A 23130-nucleotide genomic window follows, 5' to 3' on the forward strand; every position below is an offset into this window, starting at 1 on the left:
GCCAAATATTGGCCTGTTTTTTTATGGAGAGAAAAGCGTGCGTATTCCTTTAGTGCTTGGAAACTGGAAAATGAATGGAAATGGCGAGTCGGGTGCTGTCTTGCTATCAGCGTTACTTAAATCAGATTTGCCGTTTGATCAAGTTGCTTGCGGCGTTGCTGTACCGTTTGTGTATTTAGCTACGTTGGGAGAAAAACTAAGCGGCACTAAAATCGCTATCGGTGCGCAAGATGTTTCTAATAAAGTAGAAGGCGCCTTTACAGGTGAGGTTTCTGCTTCTATGCTAAAAGATATTGGTGCTTCCTTTACATTGATTGGACATTCAGAACGCAGAACTTATCATCTGGAAAGTGATAGTCAAATCTTGGAGAAAACCAAGCAAGCACTTTCTGTTGGTTTAAAACCAGTGGTTTGCGTAGGTGAAACTTTGGCAGAGTTTGAGGAGGATAAAACTGAAACTGTATTGAAACAACAGTTAAGTAAACTTTGTTCAGAGTTAAGCGTTAAAGAGTGGGAAAGCGTCACAATTGCATACGAACCAGTTTGGGCAATTGGCACAGGAAAAGTGGCTAGTCCTGAATATGCGCAAAAAGTACACAGTTTTATACGCAATATGATAGCTACTGTCGATAAAACGATAGCGAATCAAACAAAAATTCTATATGGGGGTAGCGTCAAAGCCGAAAATGCGGCACAATTGAGAGCTATGCCTGATATCGATGGAGCATTGGTTGGGGGCGCGTCTCTGGTTGCGGAACAGTTTGCAGGCATTTGCCGAAACTTCCGATAAACGGTAGAATAATGATATGGAATGGTTAAAAACACTGTTGTTATTGGTTAATGTCGGTTCGGCATTGGTAGTGATTGCTTTGGTGCTTTTGCAGCAAGGTAAGGGTGCTGATATGGGGGCCGCATTTGGCTCTGGCACATCAGGAAGTTTGTTTGGGGCCTCGGGTTCTGCTAACTTTTTGAGCCGTGGAACTGCAATTGCAGCAACGGTGTTTTTTGCTAGTTCATTAGGTCTTTCTATGGTGGCTTCACAGAAAGTGTCATCTGGCAGTGTGATGTCACAAAGTGTAGCACCAGCTTCTGTTGGTGTGGCGGCGTCGGAAAAGCCGGCAAGTGCTGCGCAGCAGATTCCAAATTAATGCATCTCCTCCTTAATTGGAGGAGTAAAGCAGTTCAGTAGTAAGCAAGTGCCGACATGGTGAAATTGGTAGACACGCTATCTTGAGGGGGTAGTGGCCTATGGCTGTGTGAGTTCGAGTCTCACTGTCGGCACCATCATTTCTTATAAGCAAAAACCCGGTTTGGGGTGTTGGGGGCGGTATGTTGCAGCAATATTTTCCCGTTTTGCTCTTTGTCCTAGTAGGTCTGGCCGTAGGTGTTGGTCCGATTTTGCTAGGTTCCTTGGTGGGTCCTAATCGCCCAGATTCTGAAAAAATTTCTGCCTATGAATGCGGTTTTGCTGCATTTGAAGATGCTCGCATGCAGTTTGATGTGCGCTATTATTTGGTGGCAATTTTGTTTATTGTATTTGACTTGGAAACAGCCTTCTTGGTTCCTTGGGCAATTTCTATTAAAGAAATTGGATTCCTAGGATTTGTTTCTATGTTGATCTTTATCGCAGAATTTGTGGTTGGATTTGTTTATCTTTGGAAAAAAGGTGCGCTGGAATGGGAATAGATGGCGTATTGGAAAAGGGTTTTATTACAACATCTGCAGATACGGTGTTGAATTGGACTCGAACCGGTTCTCTTTGGCCAATGACATTTGGTCTTGCCTGTTGTGCGGTTGAGATGATGCATGCTGGCGCAGCAAGATATGACTTAGACCGTTTTGGTATTATCTTTCGTCCGAGTCCAAGACAATCTGACCTAATGATTGTTGCTGGTACATTGTGTAATAAAATGGCTCCTGCCTTGCGCAAAGTTTATGACCAGATGGCTGAGCCTCGCTGGGTCCTTTCGATGGGCTCCTGTGCAAACGGTGGTGGCTATTATCATTACTCTTATTCTGTTGTTAGGGGTTGTGATCGTATTGTTCCTGTAGATGTTTATGTGCCAGGCTGTCCACCGACTGCTGAAGCATTGCTGTACGGTTTGATTCAGTTGCAAAGCAAAATCAGACGTACAAGTACGATTGCAAGGCAGGGTTAATCAATGGCGCAAAATAATACTCGTCTTATTCAATCGCTAAAGTCTGTACTTGGCGATTTTCTTATTTCTGATTCAGTTCAGGCAGATCAATTAACGATTGTTGTAAAAGCAAGTGCACTTAAAGCGGCGATGACTGGTCTGCGTGATCATCAGGACCTTCAGTTTGATCAGTGCATTGATGTCTGTGGTGTTGACTACAGTGCTTACGCTGATGGAGCTTGGGATGGTAAGCGCTTTGCAGTTGTTTATCATTTGCTTTCTGTAAAGCTAAATCAACGTTTACGTGTGCGTGTGTTCTGCGAAGACGACAATCTTCCTGCGGTTGATTCTGTTTTAGATGTTTGGACATCGGTAAGCTGGTTTGAGCGCGAAGCATTTGACTTGTATGGAATTGTGTTTGTTGGCCATCCAGACCTTCGTCGGATTTTGACCGATTATGGTTTTGTCGGACATCCGTTTAGGAAGGATTTCCCAGTTTCTGGTAACGTAGAAATGCGCTATGACGAAGTTGCTAAGCGTGTGGTTTATCAAGCTGTGACTATCGAACCAAGAGAAAATACACCACGTATTGTACGCGAGGAGGGTTACGGTGGCTGAAATCCGTAATTACACGATCAACTTTGGTCCACAGCACCCATCAGCTCACGGTGTATTGCGACTAATTCTTGAACTAGACGGTGAAGTTGTTCAACGTGCTGATCCGCATATTGGTTTGTTGCACCGCGCAACAGAGAAATTAGCAGAAACTAGAACATTTATTCAAAGTGTTCCTTACATGGATCGTCTCGACTATGTGTCGATGATGTGTAATGAACATGCGTATGTGATGGCAATTGAAAACCTATTGGGAGTTCAAGTGCCTGAGCGTGCTCAGTATATTCGTGTAATGTTTGACGAAATTACTCGAATTCTAAATCACCTATTATGGATTGGCGCTCATGCACTAGATATTGGTGCGATGACCGTTTTCTTATACGCATTCCGTGAGCGTGAAGACCTAATGGACTGCTATGAAGCAGTTTCAGGTGCTCGTATGCATGCCGCATACTATCGTCCTGGCGGTGTGTATAGGGATCTTCCAGATTCAATGCCTCAGTATGAAGTGTCAAAACTTAAAAATGCTGAAGCAATTAGGAAATTAAATGAAAATCGACAAGGTTCCTTGTTAGATTTTATTGAGGATTTCACTAATCGTTTTCCAAAGTGTGTAGACGATTACGAAACTTTGCTAACAGATAACCGTATCTGGAAGCAGCGTACAGTTGACATTGGTATTGTTTCTCCTGAACGTGCACTTTCTTTAGGCTTGACTGGACCAATGTTGCGAGGTTCCGGCTTTGCTTGGGATTTACGCAAGAAACAACCATATGAAGTATATGACCGTATGGAATTTGATATTCCAGTTGGGAAGAACGGTGACTGTTACGATCGTTATTTAGTTCGTGTTGCAGAAATGCGCGAATCAAACAAAATCGTTCAGCAATGTGTGAAGTGGTTAAAAAATAACCCTGGTCCAGTAATCACCAATGATCATAAAGTGGCTCCACCATCACGTCTTGATATGAAGACAAACATGGAAGAGTTAATTCACCACTTCAAGCTATTCTCTGAAGGTATGCATGTGCCTGCTGGTGAGACCTATGCAGCAGTTGAGCATCCTAAGGGTGAGTTTGGTATTTATATGATCAGTGATGGTGCAAATAAGCCATATCGCTTGAAAATCAGAGCACCGGGCTTCTCGCATCTAGCAGCTTTGGATGAAATGGCTAGGGGGCACATGATTGCTGACGTAGTAGCCATCATTGGTACTCAGGATATCGTGTTTGGGGAGATTGACAGATAATGTTAACCGCTGAATCTCTAGCAAAAATTGATTTTGAAGTTGCAAAATACCCAGCTGCAAATAAGCAGTCTGCTGTAATGGGTGCGCTTCGTATTGCACAACAAGAAAAAGGTTGGTTGGCGACAGAAACAATTGAGTTTGTCGCTAATTATTTGGATATCCCAGCAATCGCTGCTTATGAAGTCGCTACTTTTTACAATATGTACGACTTGAAGCCTGTTGGTAAATTCAAGTTAACAGTTTGTACCAATCTGCCATGTGCATTAGGCGGTGGAGTAGCTGCTGCAGACTATATCAAATCTAAACTGGGCATTGGTTTTGGAGAAACAACTCCTGATGGAAAATTCACTTTGGTTGAAGGTGAATGCATGGGAGCCTGTGGTGATGCGCCAGTATTGTTGGTAAACAATCATTCTATGTGTAGTTTTATGTCAAAAGAAGCGATTGACGCAAAACTAGCAGAACTTGCGAAATTGGGTAGCTGATTATGGCGATCTTCGAAAAAGGCATTATTTTTGAAGGTGTTGACACCTCAGACCAGTCCTGTTGGACGCTAGCAGCTTATCAAGCTCGCGGTGGTTATTCTGCGCTAAGAAAATTGGTAGAAAATAAAACTCCTCAAGATGAAGTGATTGCAGAAGTTAAAAACTCATCTTTACGTGGTCGAGGTGGTGCTGGTTTTCCTACCGGTCTTAAATGGAGTTTCATGCCACGTTCATTTCCGGGTGACAAGTATGTGGTTTGTAACTCAGATGAGGGTGAGCCAGGTACTTTTAAAGACCGCGACATTATGTGGTATAACCCACATGCCTTGATCGAAGGTATGATTATTGCAGCCTATGCGATGGGTGTTAAAACAGGTTATAACTACATTCACGGCGAGATCTTTGAGGTTTACGAGCGGTTTGAAGCTGCCTTGGCAGAAGCAAGAGCTGCGGGTTTACTTGGCGATAATATTTTAGGGTCAGAGTTTTCTTTCGACTTATTTGCCCACCATGGTTATGGCGCATACATTTGCGGTGAAGAAACTGCATTGTTAGAGTCTTTAGAGGGTAAAAAAGGCCAGCCTCGCTTTAAGCCACCTTTCCCTGCTAGTTTTGGTTTGTATGGCAAACCAACAACAATTAACAATACTGAATCTTTTGCTTCAGTGCCATTCATTATTAAAGATGGTGCTACTAACTTCCTAGAAGCAGGTAAGCCAAATAACGGTGGTACTAAGCTATTCTCGATTTCAGGTCATGTTAATCGCCCTGGCAATTATGAAATTCCATTAGGAACGCCATTTGCTGCCTTGCTAGAAATGGCTGGCGGTATGAAAAATGGTAAAAAATTAAAAGCAGTCATCCCTGGTGGTTCATCCGCTCCGGTTTTACCTGGCGAAGTAATGATGGACTTAACAATGGATTATGACTCAATTAGCAAAGCTGGGTCTATGTTGGGCTCTGGTGCCGTGATTGTGATGAATGAAGATGTATGTATGGTCAAAGCGCTAGAGCGTCTTGCATATTTCTATCATGAAGAATCATGTGGGCAATGTACGCCATGCCGTGAAGGTACTGGTTGGTTGTATAGAGTTATTCACCGAATCGAAAATGGCCTTGGTCGTCCTGACGATTTAGATTTGCTTACCTCGGTTGGTAACAACATGGCGGGTAAAACAATCTGTGCATTAGCTGATGCAGCTGTTTTCCCTGTGCGAAGCTTTACTAAGCATTTCCGTCAAGAGTTCGAGTATCACATTGAAAATAAGAAATGTCTTGTTGACCATAAGTGGTTTTAATTAGAAATTTTTGAAATTGTGGTTGAGTAATCAAACTCTTCGAATTTTATCTAGGTAGTCGCGATGCTTGAAATTGAAATTAACGGACAACAACTGACAGTGGAAACTGGCAGTACAGTGATGGATGCGGCCAATCAGGCTGGCGTTTATATCCCTCATTTTTGTTATCACAAAAAACTATCCATTGCGGCTAACTGTCGTATGTGTTTGGTTGAGGTTGAGAAAGCACCTAAGCCTTTACCAGCCTGTGCAACCCCAGTTACTGACGGAATGAAGGTTAAGACACACTCTGAATTGGCTGCAAAAGCTCAGAAAGGTGTGATGGAGTTCTTGCTGATTAATCATCCTTTAGATTGCCCTATTTGCGATCAAGGTGGTGAATGTCAGTTGCAAGATTTAGCAGTTGGTTACGGCAACGTTTCTTCGCGCTATGAAGAAGAAAAACGTGTAGTACCCAATAAAGATCTAGGTCCGTTAATTAGTACAGATATGACGCGTTGTATCCACTGTACTAGATGTGTTCGCTTTGGTGATGAAATCGCCGGACGCATGGAACTTGGCATGGCCAACCGTGGTGAGCACTCTGAAATTATGCCTTTTATTTCTAAATCGGTAGATTCAGAGTTATCTGGCAACATGATTGATCTCTGCCCTGTTGGAGCGCTAACAAGTAAGCCTTTCCGTTATAGCGCAAGGACATGGGAACTATCACGTCGTAAGTCTGTTGCACCACATGATGGTCTTGGATCAAATATCATTGTTCAAGTAAAACATAATCGTGTCTACCGTGTCTTACCATTCGAAAATGAATCGATCAATGAATGTTGGATCTCTGATCGTGACCGTTTCTCGTATGAAGCATTAAATTCTGCAGATCGTTTGACTAAGCCAATGATCAAGCAGGGTGGTGAGTGGAAAGAGGTGTCTTGGACTCAGGTGCTTGAGTACGTTGCTCATGCTTTGCTCGATATTCGAAGAAATTCAGGAGCGCAGGCAATTTCAGGTTTGGTTTCTGAAACAAGTACAACTGAAGAAATGTATCTATTTAACAAGCTGCTGAAAGGCTTGGGCGTAGATGCAATTCATTCTAAATTACGTGTTAGTGATCAGCAGGGTCTTCAATTATCCCAAGGTGCAACATGGTTAGGTCTACCTATTGCTGAATTTAGCAGTCTAGATGCCGCTTTGCTCGTCGGAAGCAACTTGCGTAAGGAATATCCGTTGCTTGCAGCGCGTATTCGTAATGCGGTAAAGCATGGTGCTAAAGTATCTTCAATCAATGCACAAAACACTGTGCAACATATTAAATATGCTGCAAATGTTTCTGTTAAGTCATCTGCCTACACCACTGAATTACTCAAAGTTTTAAAAGCTGTTAATGCGATTAAACCTTTCGACTCTGGTGTACTGGCTGCTGCAGCCGATTTGCAAATTGATGCATCCCATCAAGTGATTGCTGAGTCGTTGGTTAGTGGTGAGAAAAAGATTGTATTGCTTGGTGCAGAAGCTCAAATGGCTACCAACGCATCTTCTGTTCTTATGATCGCTAACGAAATTGCCGCAGTTACTGGTGCTGTTGTTTCTGTTCCTCCATTGGCCGGAAATACGATTGGTGCGTCTGTAGCTGGAATCAATTCTAAAGTTGCAACTGATCATATTTATAATGATTCAAAACAAGCTTATGTTTTATATGGCGTAGAGCCAGAATCAGACGTCTATAACCCATTGCTAACTTTAGCTGCTCTTTCTAAAGCTAAGACAGTAGTTTCTTTCACCGCATTTAAGTCTGAATCATTGTTGAACTGTGCAGATGTGCTTATTCCTGTAACTCCATTTACAGAAACTGCAGGTAGCTTTGTAAATGGTGAAGGTGTCAGCCAATCGTTCAATGGTGTTGTTAAACCATTGGCTGAAGCCCGTCCTGGTTGGAAGGTTTTACGAGTCTTAGCTGATGTATTAGAGCTTCAAGACTTTAACTACGAATCTGTAGATGAAGTGCGTTCTGCTATTACACAATTGCAAAGTATTTCAAATATCCTAAGTAATAAAGTTGCTGATGCCGAACTAAAAACATCAGCGACTAGTGAATTACAGCGTAATGGTTCTGTTGGTATATATAGTGCTGATGGTCTAGTTCGCCGTGCCGAGTCATTACAACAAACTGCGGATGCATTTAAACCAGTCGCATTTGTGAATAGCACAACAGCTAATAACCTAAAATTATCTGGTGCAGTAAAAGTAAAATTAACTCAGTCTGGCAAATCTATCGTGGTTAATTTGCAAGTTGATGAGTCTATTGCTGACCAAGTAGTTGCTTACCCTTCAGCTATTAATGAAGCTTATGCACTTGGCGGTCTATTCGACTCAATTGAAGTGGAGCGAGTATAAGCATGGAATTTCTTCAAGGAATTATCGGCAATCACGATATTGCTTTAACTGTGTGGACGCTATTAAAGATCGTCGGCATTGTTTTGCCTTTGTTGCTCTCTGTCGCCTATTTAACGCTTGCTGAGCGTAAGGTTATTGGCTACATGCAAATTCGTATTGGGCCAAACCGTGTTGGTCCTTTAGGTTTGTTGCAACCAATTGCAGATGCAATTAAGTTGTTGAGTAAAGAAATTGTTCTGCCAGCAAAGTCTGACAAATTCTTGTTTTTGTTAGCCCCAGTACTGACAATTATGCCTGCTATTGCAGTATGGGCAGTCGTTCCGTTTGAGCCTGGCGTTGTACTTGCTGACATTGATGCTGGTTTGCTATTTGTATTAGCAATTTCTTCGATGGGCGTCTACGGTGTAATTGTCGCTGGATGGGCTTCTAACTCTAAGTATGCTTTTTTGGGTGCGCTTCGTTCGGCTGCTCAAATGGTTTCTTATGAAGTTGCGATGGGACTTTCACTTGTTGGTGTTTTAATGGTTTCAGGCACTTTGAACTTATCTGGAATCGTAAATCAACAAGCAGTGCATCTTGGCGGGAGCATTTTAGGATGGAATTGGTTGCCGCTGTTTCCATTATTCCTTGTTTACCTAATTTCTGGTGTAGCAGAAACTAACCGTCATCCATTTGATGTTGCGGAAGGCGAATCAGAAATTGTTGCTGGTTTCCACGTAGAATATTCTGGTATGGCATTCGCTATCTTCTTCCTTGGCGAATATGCAAACATGATTCTAATCTCAGGTCTAACTGCGATTATGTTCTTAGGTGGCTGGTTATCTCCATTTCCAGCATCGTGGGGAATTATTGGGCAAGCAAGTTTCTTGTGGCTTTTGTTTAAGATAGCTGCAGTACTCTTCTTCTTCTTATGGATTCGTGCAACCTTTCCTCGTTATCGTTATGACCAAATTATGCGATTGGGCTGGAAAATTTTCATTCCTGTAACATTGGTTTGGGTGCTGCTAATTGCGTGTATCATGCAAACTGAATTTTCTCCTTGGTAATGAGTGGGTTAGGATAAGAATAAATGAAACCAGTTTCTAATTTTTTCAAAACTTTCCTGCTGTATGAGATGGTCCAGGGTATGCGTGTTACCTGGAGACACTTCTTTGCAAGGAAAATTACCGTTCAATTTCCAGAAGAGAAAACGCCGCAATCTCCACGCTTTCGTGGTTTGCATGCATTGCGTCGTTATCCAAATGGTGAAGAGCGCTGTATTGCCTGTAAATTGTGTGAAGCTGTTTGCCCAGCAATGGCGATCACGATCGAATCTGAAAAGCGTGACGATGGTACAAGACGTACCACTAAATACGATATTGATTTAACAAAGTGTATTTTCTGTGGTTTTTGCGAAGAGTCATGTCCAGTTGACTCGATTGTGGAAACGCGTGTTCTTGAATATCACGGAGAAAAACGTGGTGATTTGTATTATACAAAACCGATGCTTTTAGCTGTTGGTGATAAGTATGAAGCGCAAATCGCAAAAGATCGTGAAACTGACGCTAAATATCGCTAATTAAGATTTGGCATTATCTAGTTTTCTTAGAGTAAATTGAGATGACCTTTCAAGATATCGTTTTTGTCGTATTCTCTGTGATCATGTTGCTATCTGGTCTTAGAGTAGTGACAGCAAAGAACCCGGTGCATGCAGCTTTATTTTTAGTGCTCACCTTTGTGTCAGCTAGTGCACTGTGGCTATTAATAGAAGCAGAATTCTTAGGCATTGGCTTAGTTCTGATTTATGTAGGCGCAGTGATGGTTCTGTTCCTATTTGTTGTGATGATGCTAAATGTTGATGTTGAAGTGTTACGGCATGGTTTTTGGAAGAACTTACCACTAGCTTGTGTAGTAGCAGCCATCATGGTTTCTGAGCTAATTTTATTAATCAAGGCGCGTGGTGCTGACGTTGCTTCGACAGTGGATGTGATGCATACCGCTAGTAACAGTAAATTGCTAGGTAAACTTCTATACTCAGAGTTTATTTATCCTTTCGAAATTGCTGCGATTATTCTGCTTGTAGCCCTTGTTGCTGCAGTTGGTCTTACTTTCCGTAAGCGCAAAGATAGTAAATATGTTGATCCAGGCAAACAATCTAAAGCTTCTAGTAAAGATCGCATTAAATTGGTTTCTATGTCTGCTGAAAAGTTTGTCGTTGTCGAAGAGCCGGCCGCTGAACAAACTGATGTTCAACAATAATTCATAAGGATCTGTTGAAATGATAACGTTAACCAACTACCTGACCGTAGCAGCTGTATTGTTTGCTATCGGTGTACTTGGCATCTTTATGAATAGAAAAAACTTGATTATTCTCTTGATGTCGATAGAGATGGTTTTGTTGGCGGTAAATATTAATTTTGTCGCTTTTTCGCAGTTCCTGCATGATATGGCCGGTCAATTGTTTGTCTTCTTTATTTTGACTGTAGCTGCAGCTGAGTCTGCGATTGGCCTTGCAATTCTTGTGGTGCTATTTAGGAATCTTAATAGTATCAATGTTGAGGAATTGGAATCTCTTAAAGGCTGATCCATTTTCGGTTATTTAAAGTTCGATGGTTGTAGGAGAGCTTGGCTCTTCTACTAATCTGATAAACAAACTGGCAAGAAATTCGATATGCAAAATTTGTACTTGACGATTCCGTTAGCGCCTCTAGTAGGGTCAGTAATTGCTGGCTTTCTAGGTAAAATTGTTGGTAGGGCAGGTGCTCATACAGCTACCATCTTAGGTGTTTTAGTTTCATTGGTTCTTTCTGTCTATGTTCTATACGATCAAATGACAGTCGGTACGGCTTTCAATGGAACTGTTTATGAGTGGATGTCTGTAAATGGTGTTACTTTGCAGGTTGGTTTCTTGATCGACAAGCTTTCTGCAATGATGATGGTTGTTGTTACCTTTGTGTCTCTGATGGTACATATTTACACCATCGGTTATATGCACGAAGATGCGGGCTACCAGCGTTTCTTTAGTTACATCTCGCTTTTCACCTTCTCAATGTTGATGCTAGTTATGTCAAATAACTTTGTGCAACTATTTTTTGGTTGGGAAGCAGTGGGCCTTGTTTCATACTTGCTAATTGGTTTTTGGTATACAAAACCAACGGCAACTTTTGCTAACTTAAAAGCATTTTTAGTTAACCGTGTAGGTGACTTTGGTTTTGTACTTGGCATTGGTCTAGTGTTAGCTTACTTTGGTACACTAGATTACGCCGCTGTTTTTGCCAAAAAAGAAGCTTTCACTGCTACTCAAATTTCTCTCATCGATGGTCATTCTTGGTCATTGATGACAGTTATCTGTATCTTGCTATTTGTTGGTGCGATGGGTAAGTCAGCACAATTCCCATTACATGTATGGCTTCCAGATTCGATGGAAGGTCCTACGCCAATTTCAGCACTCATTCACGCTGCAACGATGGTTACCGCTGGTATTTTCATGGTTGCTCGCATGTCTCCATTGTATGAAATGTCTGAGACTGCGCTAAACTTCATTATGGTAATTGGTGCAATTACAGCTTTATTTATGGGCTTCTTGGGTGTTATCCAGAACGATATTAAGCGTGTAGTCGCATACTCTACTTTATCTCAATTAGGTTATATGACTGTTGCGCTTGGTGCATCAGCATATTCTGTTGCAGTTTTCCATTTAATGACCCATGCATTCTTTAAGGCCTTATTATTCTTGGCTGCTGGTTCAGTCATTATCGGCATGCATCATGACCAAGATATCCGCAACATGGGTGGTCTACGCAAATACATGCCAATCACCTGGATTACTTCTCTCCTTGGTTCATTGGCGCTGATTGGAACTCCTTTCTTCTCTGGTTTCTATTCAAAAGATAGTATTATTGAAGCAGTTAAAGCATCGCACTTGCCTGGTTCTAGTTTTGCGTATGCTGCAGTGATCATCGGTGTATTTGTTACTGCGTTCTATTCATTCCGTATGTATTTCTTGGTTTTCCATGGGGAAGAACGTTTCCGTCATGTGCATCATGACGCTCACGATGCACATGGTCACGATGATCATCACCATGCCCATGAGCCACATGAATCTCCTCTAGTTGTGACATTGCCTCTTGTTCTTTTAGCAATTCCTTCTGTAGTCGTCGGTTACTTTGCAATTGAACCTATGCTATATGGTGAGTTTTTCAAAGATATTATTTACAGTGGCAATCATGAAGTCATGCAAGAGCTGCATCATGAATTCGAGCATGTTCATGGTGCACTTGGAATGGCGTTGCATTCAGTAACTACGCTACCTTTCTGGTTAGCTCTTTCTGGTGTTGCTGTTTCTTGGTTCTTCTACTTAAAAGCTCCTGCTATCCCAGCAAAAATTAAAGCTGCAACAGGCCCAATTAATAAAATATTAGAAAATAAATATTACATGGATGATCTATACATCAATGTATTTGCAAAGGGTGCGCGTGGTCTTGGCTGGTTGTTGTGGAAAGTTGGTGATGTATTGTTGATTGATGGATTAGTCGTAAATGGTTTAGCTAAACTAGTTGGTTGTATCTCTGGTTTAGTTCGCAAGTTCCAGACTGGTTTGTTAAATCAATATGCTTTAATGATGATTGTATCGGTTATGGTTGCATTGGCGTGGTGGTTCCAACATGTCTTATTTGCACACTAATAAGTCTCTTTAACCGCAAATATTAAACAGAACTAATTGGGTTATTTATGTTTGAAAAACATCTGTTAAGTCTTGCTGTATGGCTACCCATCTTGTCGGGCATTGCTGTTATTGCCCTTGGTGGCGGAAAGAGGGGCTCTTTAGCTCGTTGGATTGCACTTGCAGGCTCACTTCTGAGTTTCTTTGTAACATTGCCACTTTTTACTGGCTTTGATAGCTTAAATGCAGGAATGCAATTTGTTGAAGATACTGTTTGGATTCAACAATTTAATATTCATTACGCCCTAGGTGTGGATGGTATTTCTCTTTTCTTTGTTATCTTAAATAGCTTCACAACCTTTTTGGTTGTTCTTGCTGGCTGGCAAGTGATTCAAAGTAGAGTTTCACACTATTACGCGGCATTCCTGATTATGTCAGGCTTGATTAATGGTTCATTTGCTGCAATGGACGCGGTTCTTTTTTACGTCTTCTTTGAGGCAATGCTGATTCCTATGTACCTAATTATTGGTATCTGGGGTGGCCCACGCCGTGTTTATGCGTCTGTTAAGTTTTTCTTATATACGCTATTAGGTTCTTTACTTCTTCTAATTGCATTTATCTACTTACACAATGCAAGTGGTGGCAGTTTTGCGATTGCAGATTTCCAGTCGCTTTCAATTTCAAAAGATATTCAAACATTGCTGTTTGTAGCCTTCTTTGCTTCTTTTGCGGTGAAAGTGCCAATGTGGCCAGTTCATACTTGGTTGCCAGATGCACACGTTGAAGCGCCTACAGGTGGTTCTATGGTGCTAGCTGCAATTACACTAAAAATTGGTGCTTATGGTTTCTTAAGGTTCTGTTTGCCAATTGCACCCGTTGCTAGCCATGACTTGAGCTGGATTATTATTGCATTCTCTCTAGTTGCTGTTGTTTATATTGGTATGGTTGCACTAGTTCAGTCAGATATGAAGAAGTTGATTGCTTACTCTTCAATTTCTCATATGGGTTTTGTCACACTAGGCTTCTTTATGTTTAAAGAAGGCCATTTGAATGCATACGCGGTTGAGGGTGCGCTACTTCAGATGATCTCTCACGGCTTTGTTTCTGCTGCGATGTTCTTCTGTGTTGGTGTGATGTATGACCGAGTACACAGTCGTCAGATAGCTGACTATGGTGGTGTCGTTAATACAATGCCAATTTTCGCCTCTTTTTTCCTGTTATTTGCGATGGCAAACGCAGGCCTACCAGCGACATCTGGCTTTGTTGGTGAGTTTTTGGTGATTATGGGGGCTACAAGCGTTAACTTCTGGATTGCTTTCCTTGCTGCTTCTACGTTGATTTTTGGCGCGGCATATACACTTTGGATGTACAAGCGAGTTGTATTTGGTGCTGTGGCAAATGATCATGTTGCTGAATTGACTGACGTTAATGGACGTGAATTACTGGTTCTTGTGATTCTTGCAGTAACAGTTCTTGGTATGGGCCTGTATCCAGACTTGTTTGCTCAAAAGATGCATGCTTCTGTAAACAATCTGATTACTTTAGTTGCTGATAAACAAGCTGCTGCAGCTGCGCTAGGGCAATAAGCTGAATTTGTGGATCTATTGGTTGTTTTAATGCTAACACCTGCTGGAAATTGATTATGACGATAGCTGGATTAAACTTGATACCTGCTCTGCCAGAGACTTTTCTGCTATGCGCTGTCTCGGTGCTGTTACTTGCAGATCTGTTTATTAAGGAAAATTCGAAAGTGCTTCTGCTAGGCGGAAGTTTACTGGCGGTACTTGTTGCTGTTGGTATTGTATTGAATGTTTCTTCAGACAATATTATTTACACGTTCCACCACATGTATGTGCTGGATCCGTTGTCTACTTTAATGAAGGTGGTATCAGGTATTACCGTTTTCTTCATTCTTGTTTACAGCCACGGATATGTAAGTGATAAGGCTCTCTTTAAAAGCGAATACTACGCATTAATGCTATTTGCGTTAATGGGTATCTTCGTCATGGTGTCTGCAAATAACTTCTTGGCAATGTATGTTGGCTTAGAGTTGTTGTCTCTATGCTCATATGCATTGGTCGCTCTTGATAGAGACTCAGTAAAAAGTACTGAAGCAGGAATGAAGTATTTTGTTTTAGGTGCTTTAGCTTCTGGTATGTTGCTTTATGGTATGTCTTTAGTTTATGGCGGTACTAAAACACTTGATGTAAATGCAATTGCTTCTGCACTATCTGGAAATGAAGCAAATACAACACTGGTAAAAGTTGGTCTGGTGTTCTTGGTTGCTGGTCTTGCCTTTAAACTTGGTGCAGTTCCTTTCCATATGTGGGTACCAGATGTCTATCATGGTGCACCAACTTCTGTGACTGTTTTTATCAGTTCTGCGCCAAAAATTGCCAGCTTTGTGTTCATGTCTCGTATTTTAGGTCAGGCATTACCATCTTTGCATGGTGAGTGGTCTCAGATGCTAATGGTGTTAGGCGTGCTGTCAGTTGCCATTGGTAACATCACTGCTGTTGCACAGACTAACCTAAAGCGTATGTTGGCTTACTCTGCAATTTCTCACATGGGATTCGTGATTTTGGGTGTGATGGTTAATTCTACTCAAGGTTACTCTGCTTCTGCGTTCTATATCGTAACCTATATGGTGATGACACTTGGTGGGTTTGGTTTGGTTCTGCTTCTTTCAAGATCTGGTTATGAGGCTGAAGAACTAAGCGATTTGAAGGGCTTGGCACAGCGTAGCCCACTGTTTGCTGGTGTTCTGTTGGTTGTCATGTTCTCAATGGCTGGTATTCCTTCTACAGTTGGTTTCTTTGGTAAATTCTCTGTATTAACTTCGGTATTAGCATCTGGTAACGCAACTCTAGCAATTATTGTTGTATTGCTATCAGTCATCGGTGCTTATTACTATCTACGTGTTGTTAAGTTGGCTTTCTTTGATGAAGCTTCAACTGATGCTGCGATTGTTAGTACGCCATGTACGAAAGTAACACTTGTATTAATTGCTGTTGCTATTGTTGCGTTAGGTGTTTTACCTCAGCGTCTACTGGATATCTGTAGCAATGCAGTTCTAGCCTCTTTTGGTGGTTGAATATGAAAGTAGGGGCTGATTTAACTTTTTGGGTTTTTTTGGTTCTATCTTTCATTATTGCAAATGCAGCTTTCTTTACTGAGCGGCTATTAGGTATTTTGAAAACCACTACGTTAAACCACGTGGTGGTTTTTATTTTGAATTTTGTTGCAAGCTTCTTTTTTTTGGCTGGTGTTTCGTATTTATTTGAAACAACTTATTCTGTACATCAGTCTCAAAATTGGCAATTTTATGCTTCTGCTGTTTGCTTTTACTTCATTCTGGCCACGCCTGGATTTGTTATTAAGAAATTGCAGAAATAAAATATTTAAAGCTTGCGAAATCCTGTAGTTTTGCTATAATCTTTTTCTCTTTAGGCACGTAGCTCAGCTGGTTAGAGCACCACCTTGACATGGTGGGGGTCGTTGGTTCGAGTCCAATCGTGCCTACCAACAAAGAATTTGTATCACTGCCAAATCGGCAACGTTTTTTGGAGTGGTGAAAAAAATGCGGCTCCTGCCGCATTTTTTTTTGTCCTTAGCTTTTAGAAAGTCGACTATGGTTTCCGTGCGCTTACCGGATGGCTCTGTCCGGCAATATGATCAATCAGTCACTGTTGCTGATGTAGCTGCAAGCATTGGTGCTGGTTTAGCTAAAGCAGCATTAGCAGGTGTTGTTGATGGTGTAATGGTAGATACGTCTTACTTAATTGAAAAGGACGTGTCTCTTGAGATTGTTACGGAAAAAGATCCTCGTGGCTTAGAGGTTATCCGCCATTCAACTGCTCACCTTTTAGCATATGCTGTGAAAGCGTTGTTTCCTGAGGCGCAGGTTACTATTGGTCCTGTAATTGAAGATGGCTTCTATTACGATTTTGCTTATAAACGCCCATTTACTCTTGATGACCTTGCTGTTATTGAGAAGAAAATGTTGGAGTTGAGTAAGCAAAATATTGAAGTGACTCAGCGAGTTATTTCTCGTGATGATGCGATTTCCTACTTTAAAGGCTTGGGTGAGGTATATAAGGCTGAGCTAGTTGAGGCAATTCCTCAAGGTGAAGCCATTAAACTGTATTCAGAAGGTGATTTCACTGATCTTTGTCGTGGTCCTCATGTGCCTTCAACTGGCAAGCTAAAACATTTCAAATTAATGAAGGTTGCTGGTGCTTATTGGCGTGGTGATTCAAAAAATGAAATGCTTCAGCGTATTTACGGAACTGCATGGGCTAAAAAAGAAGACCTTGATGCCTATCTTTTCCGTCTTGAAGAGGCTGAAAAGCGTGATCACCGCAAATTGGCTAAGCAACACGATTTGTTTCATTTGCAAGATGAAGCACCTGGTATGGTGTTTTGGCATCCTAAAGGATGGGCACTTTGGCAGAACGTAGAACAGTACCTTCGCAATCGTTTATCTTTGGCCGGTTATAAAGAGATTCGTACTCCGCAAGTAATGGATCGTACTCTTTGGGAGCAGTCTGGTCATTGGCAGAACTATCGCGACAATATGTTCACGACAGAGTCTGAAAAGCGTGACTACGCAATTAAGCCAATGAATTGTCCTGGTCATATTCAGGTCTTTAACCAAGGGTTGCGCTCGTATCGTGATTTGCCATTACGTTACGCTGAATTCGGTGCTTGTCACCGTAATGAACCATCTGGTTCTCTGCACGGTATTATGCGTGTTCGCGGCTTTGTTCAAGATGATGCACATATCTTCTGTACTGAAAATCAAGTTATTGAAGAGGCGAAAGCATTTAACTTGCTGGCAATGAGTGTTTATCAAGACTTCGGTTTTAATGATGTTGCTATTAAGCTATCTTTACGCCCAGAAAAACGTGCAGGTTCTGATGAAGTATGGGATAAAGCTGAGCAAGGTTTGCGTGATGCGTTAACTGCATGTGGGCTTGAGTGGGAAGAGTTGCCTGGTGAAGGTGCTTTCTATGGTCCTAAGATTGAGTACCATATTAAGGATGCGATTGGTCGTTCTTGGCAGTGCGGTACTTTGCAGCTTGATTTTGTTTTGCCAGAGCGATTGAAGGCTGAGTACGTTGCCGATGATAATTCGCGTCAACGTCCGGTGATGTTGCACCGTGCGATTGTTGGTTCTTTAGAGCGTTTCCTTGGTATTTTAATTGAGCAGCATGCTGCAAGCTTTCCGTTCTGGTTGGCGCCAGTTAAGGCTGTTGTATTGAATATTACGGATAAACAAGCGGATTACGCAAAAAGTGTGGTTTCTCAGTTGCAAGAAGCAGGTTTCTCTGTCGAGTCTGACTTGAGAAACGAGAAGATTACCTATAAAATCCGTGAGCACAGTTTAAATCGTCTACCATTCATTTTAGTGGTAGGTGATAAAGAAATGGAACAAGGTAAAGTTGCGGTAAGAAACCGCAAGGGAGAGGATCTTGGTCAGCTAGATTTGGCTTCTTTGATTGATTTATTCAATCAGGCCGTAGCGGATAGATCTTAATTTTTTAGTTTAGTTGGAGAATAGTCATCGCTCAGGAGAAAGAGCCGCGTATTAACGGCGAAATTAATCTGTCAGAACTTCGTTTGGTTGGTGTAGAGGGTGAGCAATTAGGTATTATGAGTTCGCGTGCTGCGATTCAGCTTGCTGAAGAGGCAGACGTAGACCTTGTAGAAATCGCTCCTCAGGCATCTCCTCCAGTTTGTCGCTTAATGGATTATGGTAAGTTCAAATACCAAGAAAGTAAGCGTAAACACGAAGCTAAGCTTAAGCAAAAGCAAATTCAGGTTAAGGAAATTAAATTCCGACCTGCTACAGACGAAGGCGATTATCAGGTTAAGTTAAGAAGCTTGATTCGTTTTCTGGGCGAAGGCGACAAGACTAAAATTACCTTGCGCTTCCGTGGCCGTGAAATGGCTCACCAAGAATTTGGTTTCAATTTGCTAAAACGCGTTGAGGCTGACCTAGTAGAATTTGGAACTGTTGAGCAGTTTCCAAAATTAGAAGGTCGACAAATGGTTATGGTTATTGCGCCAAAGCGTAAGTAAAGTATAAAATACAGGTTTTGCTCTTCGGAGCAATTAGTCAGGTGTCACGGTTCGAAGTGTTGAGAGGTTCAACCACCGTGCGCTTGTTATTAATAGAGGTAGTAAAATGCCAAAGATGAAGACCAAAAGTAGCGCTAAAAAGCGCTTCAAGGTCATGGGCAGCGGTGTGATTAAGCGTAGTCAAGCTTTCAAACGTCACATTCTGACCAAGAAAACCACCAAGAACAAACGTCAACTGCGTGGTACCGCTCAGGTACACAGCACGAATATTGCATCTGTTCGTGCAATGCTTCCGTTCGCATAAGGAGTTAGAGAATGCCACGAGTTAAACGCGGTGTAACGGCACGTGCCCGTCACAAAAAAGTTCTTGCGCTAGCTAAAGGCTATCGCGGTCGTCGTAAAAACGTATACCGTATTGCTAAGCAAGCGGTAATGAAAGCTGGACAATATGCTTACCGTGACCGTCGTCAACGTAAGCGTCAGTTCCGCTCTCTATGGATTGTTCGTATTAATGCTGCAGCCCGTGAATTCGGTCTAAGCTACAGCGTTTTCATGAATGGTCTGAAAAAAGCTGCAGTAGCTGTTGATCGTAAAGTATTGGCTGATTTGGCAGTGTTTGACAAAGCTACCTTCGGTAAGCTAGTTGAACAAGCTAAAGCAAGCTTAGCTTAAGCGATACGGCTGATAAAGGGAGGCTGTATGCCTCCCTTTTTTCTTTGTTGGGTTTGAATTTTGTCTGCTGTCTGGATGGGCATAACATGCGCAGTCTCTCCGAAATTGTTTCTGAAGCCGAACTAACACTTTCTGCTATTGATGATTTAGCTGTATTAGAACAAGAAAAAGCTAAATATCTTGGCAAATCTGGTGAACTTACCGAGCACATGAAAGGCTTGGGAAAGGTTTCTGCTGAAGATAGACCACGTCTTGGTCAAGAAATTAACCAAGCTAAAGAACGGATTGAGGCGGTTTTAAACCAGCAGCGTCAAGCAATTCAATCTCGGAAATTAGCCGCTAAATTAGCGGAAGAATCTATTGATGTTACCTTGCCAGGTCGCGGACGCGGGGCGGGTGGCGTGCATCCAGTTATTCGTACTTGGCGCAGAGTGGAGGAAATCTTCCGCTCTATTGGTTTCGATGTGGCAGATGGCCCCGAAATTGAAAGCGACTGGTACAACTTCACTGCGTTGAACCAACCGGATAATCATCCGGCACGTTCAATGCACGATACTTTCTACATTGAATCTGATCATGCTGAGCCGTTGTTGTTGCGTACACACACTAGCCCGATGCAGGTTCGCTATGCAAAAAATCATCAGCCTCCTATCAAAGTAATTGCTCCTGGCAAGACTTACCGTGTGGATTCTGATGCAACTCACTCTCCTATGTTCCATCAAGTGGAAGGTTTGTGGATTGCAGACAATATTAGCTTTGCCGATTTAAAAGGTGTTTACACCAACTTCTTGCAGCGTTTCTTTGAAACGGATGATTTAGAGGTTCGCTTCCGCCCGTCTTTTTTCCCGTTTACCGAGCCATCTGCCGAAATTGATATGAAATTTGGTAGTGGTCCATTAAAAGGCCGCTGGCTAGAAATTTCTGGTTCAGGGCAGGTACATCCTACTGTTGTGAAGAACTTTGGCTTAGATCCCGAACGTTACATCGGTTTTGCTTTTGGTAGCGGCTTGGAGCGTTTGACCATGCTACGGTACGGTATTGGTGATTTGCGCTTGTTCTATGAAGGTGATTTACGCTTCTTAAAACAGTTTGCTTAATCTTTGTATTTTCGCATTCGTTCAATCTGATTTTAGTTTTGTGATAGCAGGCAAATATGCAATTTTCAGAAAAATGGCTTCGTTCTTTCGTTAATCCAGATTTAACGACCGATCAGTTAACACATTTGTTGACGATGGCTGGCTTAGAAGTTGAAGAAGATGAGCCGGTTGGTGTTCCTTTTTCTGGTGTTGTGGTTGCTGAGGTTTTAGAAACCGAACGCCACCCGAATGCAGACCGATTGAACGTATGTAAAGTGAATACTGGTACTGAGGTATTGCAAATTGTTTGTGGTGCGCCAAATGTGCGTCCTGGTATTAAAATCCCATGTGCAACACTAGGTGCTGAGTTGCCTGGTGAAAGTGCTGATAAGCCATTTAAGATTGCTGCCGTTAAGATGCGTGGCGTTGATAGCAGCGGTATGCTTTGCTCTGCTAAAGAACTGAAGCTTTCTGATGACCATGGTGGTTTGCTAGAACTTCCAGCAGATGCGCCTGTTGGTGCTGATGTATATCAGTACTTAGCACTTGATGACCATAAAATTACGATCAAACTAACACCAAACCGTGCGGATTGTTTGTCTTTACTTGGTATTGCTCGTGAAACGGCCGCATTGACTGGTAACGTAATGAATTTGCCTGATGTGTCTCCTGTCACACCAGTCATTGATGACATGTACCCTGTAGTGATTGACGCTGTTGATGCTTGTGGGCGTTTTGCGGGACGTGTTATTCGTCAAGTTAATGCTGCGGCTAAAACGCCTGACTGGATTGTTGAGCGTCTCGAGCGTAGTGGTGTGCGTTCTATTTCTGCGCTAGTGGATGTTACCAACTATGTGATGTTGGAACTGGGTCGTCCACTGCATGTCTATGACTTAGCAAAGCTTAATGGTGATATTCATGTGCGTTTTGCTAAGCAAGACGAACAAATTTTGTTGCTAAATGAACAAACACTGACATTAAATGATGATGTGCTTGTGATTGCAGATAACAGCGGTGCGATTGGCATGGCTGGTATTATGGGTGGCGATTCAACAAAAGCTGAATTAACTACCACGGATGTTTTCCTTGAAGCTGCATTCTTCACGCCTGAAGCGATTGCAGGCAAAGCGCGTCGTTATAATTTTAGTTCTGATGCTTCGCATCGTTTTGAGCGTGGAGTCGACTTTAATAATTGTGCTGAGGGTCTTGAGCGCGCGACGCGTTTGATCTTGGATATTTGTGGTGGTCAAGCTGGCCCAGTTAAATCTGTTGACGGTGTGATTCCTGCTCGCCCTCCTGTAACGATGCGTGTTGCACGTGCAGTTAAAGTAATTGGTGTTGATATTTCTGCAGAGGAAATGGGAGGCATCTTTACCCGCTTAGGTTTAGAAAACCAAATCGTTACTGAGCCAGAAGCAGCTTACGTAGTAACGCCTCCATCATTCCGCTTTGATTTAAATCTTGAAGAAGATTTGATTGAAGAAATCGCCCGTGTGTTCGGCTTTGAAAATATTCCTTCAAATCCACCTGTCGCTGCTGCGGCGATGTTCTCGCATGATGAAGCGCTACGCTCTATTCATGATATTCGTGATGTATTAGCTGATGCTGATTATCAAGAGGTGATTAATTACAGCTTTGTTGAAGCACGTTGGGAAAAAGATTTTGCTGGTAATTTGACGCCAATTGCTTTGCAAAATCCAATTGCTAGCCATCTTTCTGTGATGCGTAGTAGTTTGATTGGTGGTTTGATTGCTAACCTTTCTTACAACATTAATCGTCGCGCTAGCCGTGTACGTATTTTTGAGGTGGGTAAAGTTTTCCATCGTGATGAATCGGTTGTCGATGGCCCACTGACGGTTGCTGGATATCATCAGCCGCTACGCGTTGCTGCCATCGCTTGGGGCCCTGCAGCTACTGAACAATGGGGCCAAGCTACTCGTCCTGTAGATTTCTTTGATGTGAAGGCAGACCTAGAACTAATGGCATATCCATTAGTTCTAAATTTCAAGAAAGCTGAGCACGTTGCACTTCACCCTGGACGTTCTGCTGCCGTTTACTTGGGCGATACTCAGATTGGTTGGATTGGTGAGTTGCACCCACAACTAACACATGAGTATGATTTGCCATCTGCTCCTGTATTATTTGAAGTTGAGGCATTGCCATTACAGCAGGTTGGTATCCCTGTTTATAAAGAAATTGCAAGCTTCCCTCCAGTGAAGCGTGATTTAGCTTTTGTTGTAGATAACACAGTAACTGCTGATGCATTGTTGTCGGTTTTACGCCGCGTAGCGCCAGCTGAAGTAACTGACATTGGTATATTTGATGTTTATGCAGGTAAGGGAATTGAAGAAGGCAAGAAGAGTCTTGCAATCAGATTTAATCTGCATAATACTCAAAAAACGTTGACTGATGCCGAAGTGGATACAGTGATGTCTGTATTCATTGAAGCTGCTGGTGAGCAGCTTGGTGCACGTTTACGTTAA

23 protein-coding genes and 2 tRNA genes are annotated in these 23130 nt (G+C 42.2%); all 25 read left to right on the forward strand.

The annotated features are described in order from the left end of the window. The first annotated feature begins 37 nt into the window (after positions 1-37). The 25 genes from tpiA to pheT all read left to right on the forward strand — a co-directional run bounded on the left by tpiA (position 38) and on the right by pheT (position 23130). Positions 38-790: a triose-phosphate isomerase gene (tpiA, locus tag LIN78_RS01705; RefSeq protein ID WP_227177847.1), complete on the forward strand. Its 753-nt coding sequence runs from the start codon at positions 38-40 to the stop codon at positions 788-790. Positions 791-806: 16 nt separating this feature from the next. Further along, positions 807-1148, forward strand: coding sequence for a preprotein translocase subunit SecG (secG, locus tag LIN78_RS01710; protein ID WP_227177849.1), 342 nt, complete (start codon positions 807-809; stop codon positions 1146-1148). 50 nt (positions 1149-1198) lie between these two features. Further along, positions 1199-1284 (forward strand) — tRNA-Leu (locus LIN78_RS01715). A 45-nt stretch (positions 1285-1329) separates the two neighbouring features. Next, a complete protein-coding gene (locus LIN78_RS01720) occupies positions 1330-1686 on the forward strand; it encodes an NADH-quinone oxidoreductase subunit A (RefSeq protein ID WP_227177851.1) in 357 nt (118 codons plus the stop codon). Then, on the forward strand, positions 1677-2159 hold the full coding sequence (locus tag LIN78_RS01725; RefSeq protein WP_227177853.1) for a NuoB/complex I 20 kDa subunit family protein: 483 nt from the start codon (positions 1677-1679) through the stop codon (positions 2157-2159). The genes LIN78_RS01720 and LIN78_RS01725 overlap by 10 nt, the downstream gene beginning before the upstream one ends. A 3-nt stretch (positions 2160-2162) precedes the next feature. Continuing rightward, entirely contained in the window at positions 2163-2756 is a 594-nt protein-coding gene (locus tag LIN78_RS01730) for an NADH-quinone oxidoreductase subunit C (RefSeq protein WP_227177855.1), read from the forward strand. Continuing rightward, positions 2749-4002: an NADH-quinone oxidoreductase subunit D gene (locus LIN78_RS01735; protein ID WP_227177857.1), complete on the forward strand. Its 1254-nt coding sequence runs from the start codon at positions 2749-2751 to the stop codon at positions 4000-4002. The genes LIN78_RS01730 and LIN78_RS01735 overlap by 8 nt, the downstream gene beginning before the upstream one ends. Beyond that, positions 4002-4487, forward strand: a complete 486-nt coding sequence (gene nuoE / locus LIN78_RS01740; RefSeq protein WP_227177858.1) for an NADH-quinone oxidoreductase subunit NuoE — start codon at positions 4002-4004, stop codon at positions 4485-4487. Before LIN78_RS01735 ends, nuoE begins: the two co-directional genes overlap by 1 nt. A 2-nt stretch (positions 4488-4489) precedes the next feature. Then, positions 4490-5785 (forward strand): NADH-quinone oxidoreductase subunit NuoF, encoded by a 1296-nt coding sequence (nuoF, locus tag LIN78_RS01745; RefSeq protein ID WP_227177860.1) that lies wholly within the window; start codon positions 4490-4492, stop codon positions 5783-5785. 63 nt (positions 5786-5848) lie between these two features. After that, positions 5849-8173 carry an NADH-quinone oxidoreductase subunit NuoG gene (nuoG, locus tag LIN78_RS01750; RefSeq protein WP_227177862.1) on the forward strand — a complete coding sequence of 775 codons (2325 nt, stop codon included), beginning with the start codon at positions 5849-5851 and terminating at the stop codon, positions 8171-8173. Positions 8174-8175: 2 nt separating this feature from the next. Further along, positions 8176-9219 carry an NADH-quinone oxidoreductase subunit NuoH gene (nuoH, locus tag LIN78_RS01755; RefSeq protein WP_227177863.1) on the forward strand — a complete coding sequence of 348 codons (1044 nt, stop codon included), beginning with the start codon at positions 8176-8178 and terminating at the stop codon, positions 9217-9219. A gap of 23 nt (positions 9220-9242) precedes the next feature. Further along, positions 9243-9731, forward strand: coding sequence for an NADH-quinone oxidoreductase subunit NuoI (gene nuoI, locus LIN78_RS01760; protein WP_227177865.1), 489 nt, complete (start codon positions 9243-9245; stop codon positions 9729-9731). 41 nt (positions 9732-9772) lie between these two features. Next, a complete protein-coding gene (locus LIN78_RS01765) occupies positions 9773-10411 on the forward strand; it encodes an NADH-quinone oxidoreductase subunit J (protein WP_227177868.1) in 639 nt (212 codons plus the stop codon). Between the two features lie 19 nt (positions 10412-10430). Beyond that, positions 10431-10736, forward strand: coding sequence for an NADH-quinone oxidoreductase subunit NuoK (nuoK, locus tag LIN78_RS01770; RefSeq protein ID WP_227177870.1), 306 nt, complete (start codon positions 10431-10433; stop codon positions 10734-10736). Between the two features lie 87 nt (positions 10737-10823). Further along, entirely contained in the window at positions 10824-12836 is a 2013-nt protein-coding gene (gene nuoL / locus LIN78_RS01775) for an NADH-quinone oxidoreductase subunit L (RefSeq protein ID WP_227177872.1), read from the forward strand. A gap of 47 nt (positions 12837-12883) precedes the next feature. Further along, positions 12884-14401: an NADH-quinone oxidoreductase subunit M gene (locus tag LIN78_RS01780; protein WP_227177874.1), complete on the forward strand. Its 1518-nt coding sequence runs from the start codon at positions 12884-12886 to the stop codon at positions 14399-14401. Positions 14402-14457: 56 nt separating this feature from the next. Continuing rightward, positions 14458-15909 (forward strand): NADH-quinone oxidoreductase subunit NuoN, encoded by a 1452-nt coding sequence (gene nuoN / locus LIN78_RS01785; RefSeq protein WP_227177876.1) that lies wholly within the window; start codon positions 14458-14460, stop codon positions 15907-15909. Positions 15910-15911: 2 nt separating this feature from the next. Continuing rightward, on the forward strand, positions 15912-16211 hold the full coding sequence (locus tag LIN78_RS01790) for a DUF2818 family protein (protein WP_227177878.1): 300 nt from the start codon (positions 15912-15914) through the stop codon (positions 16209-16211). 52 nt (positions 16212-16263) lie between these two features. Further along, positions 16264-16340 (forward strand) — tRNA-Val (locus LIN78_RS01795). A gap of 106 nt (positions 16341-16446) precedes the next feature. Continuing rightward, positions 16447-18354, forward strand: a complete 1908-nt coding sequence (gene thrS / locus LIN78_RS01800; RefSeq protein ID WP_227177880.1) for a threonine--tRNA ligase — start codon at positions 16447-16449, stop codon at positions 18352-18354. Between the two features lie 26 nt (positions 18355-18380). Further along, a complete protein-coding gene (gene infC / locus LIN78_RS01805) occupies positions 18381-18899 on the forward strand; it encodes a translation initiation factor IF-3 (RefSeq protein WP_227178299.1) in 519 nt (172 codons plus the stop codon). A 106-nt stretch (positions 18900-19005) separates the two neighbouring features. Beyond that, on the forward strand, positions 19006-19203 hold the full coding sequence (rpmI, locus tag LIN78_RS01810; RefSeq protein ID WP_227177881.1) for a 50S ribosomal protein L35: 198 nt from the start codon (positions 19006-19008) through the stop codon (positions 19201-19203). Positions 19204-19214: 11 nt separating this feature from the next. Beyond that, the gene (gene rplT / locus LIN78_RS01815) at positions 19215-19571 is read left to right on the forward strand and encodes a 50S ribosomal protein L20 (RefSeq protein ID WP_227177883.1); all 357 of its coding nucleotides are present in this window, start codon (positions 19215-19217) and stop codon (positions 19569-19571) included. An 86-nt stretch (positions 19572-19657) separates the two neighbouring features. Continuing rightward, positions 19658-20668, forward strand: a complete 1011-nt coding sequence (gene pheS / locus LIN78_RS01820) for a phenylalanine--tRNA ligase subunit alpha (RefSeq protein WP_227177885.1) — start codon at positions 19658-19660, stop codon at positions 20666-20668. A gap of 56 nt (positions 20669-20724) precedes the next feature. Further along, positions 20725-23130, forward strand: a complete 2406-nt coding sequence (gene pheT / locus LIN78_RS01825; protein WP_227177887.1) for a phenylalanine--tRNA ligase subunit beta — start codon at positions 20725-20727, stop codon at positions 23128-23130.

Source organism: Leeia speluncae (assembly GCF_020564625.1).
In the GTDB taxonomy this organism is placed as follows: Bacteria; Pseudomonadota; Gammaproteobacteria; order Burkholderiales; family Leeiaceae; genus Leeia; species Leeia speluncae.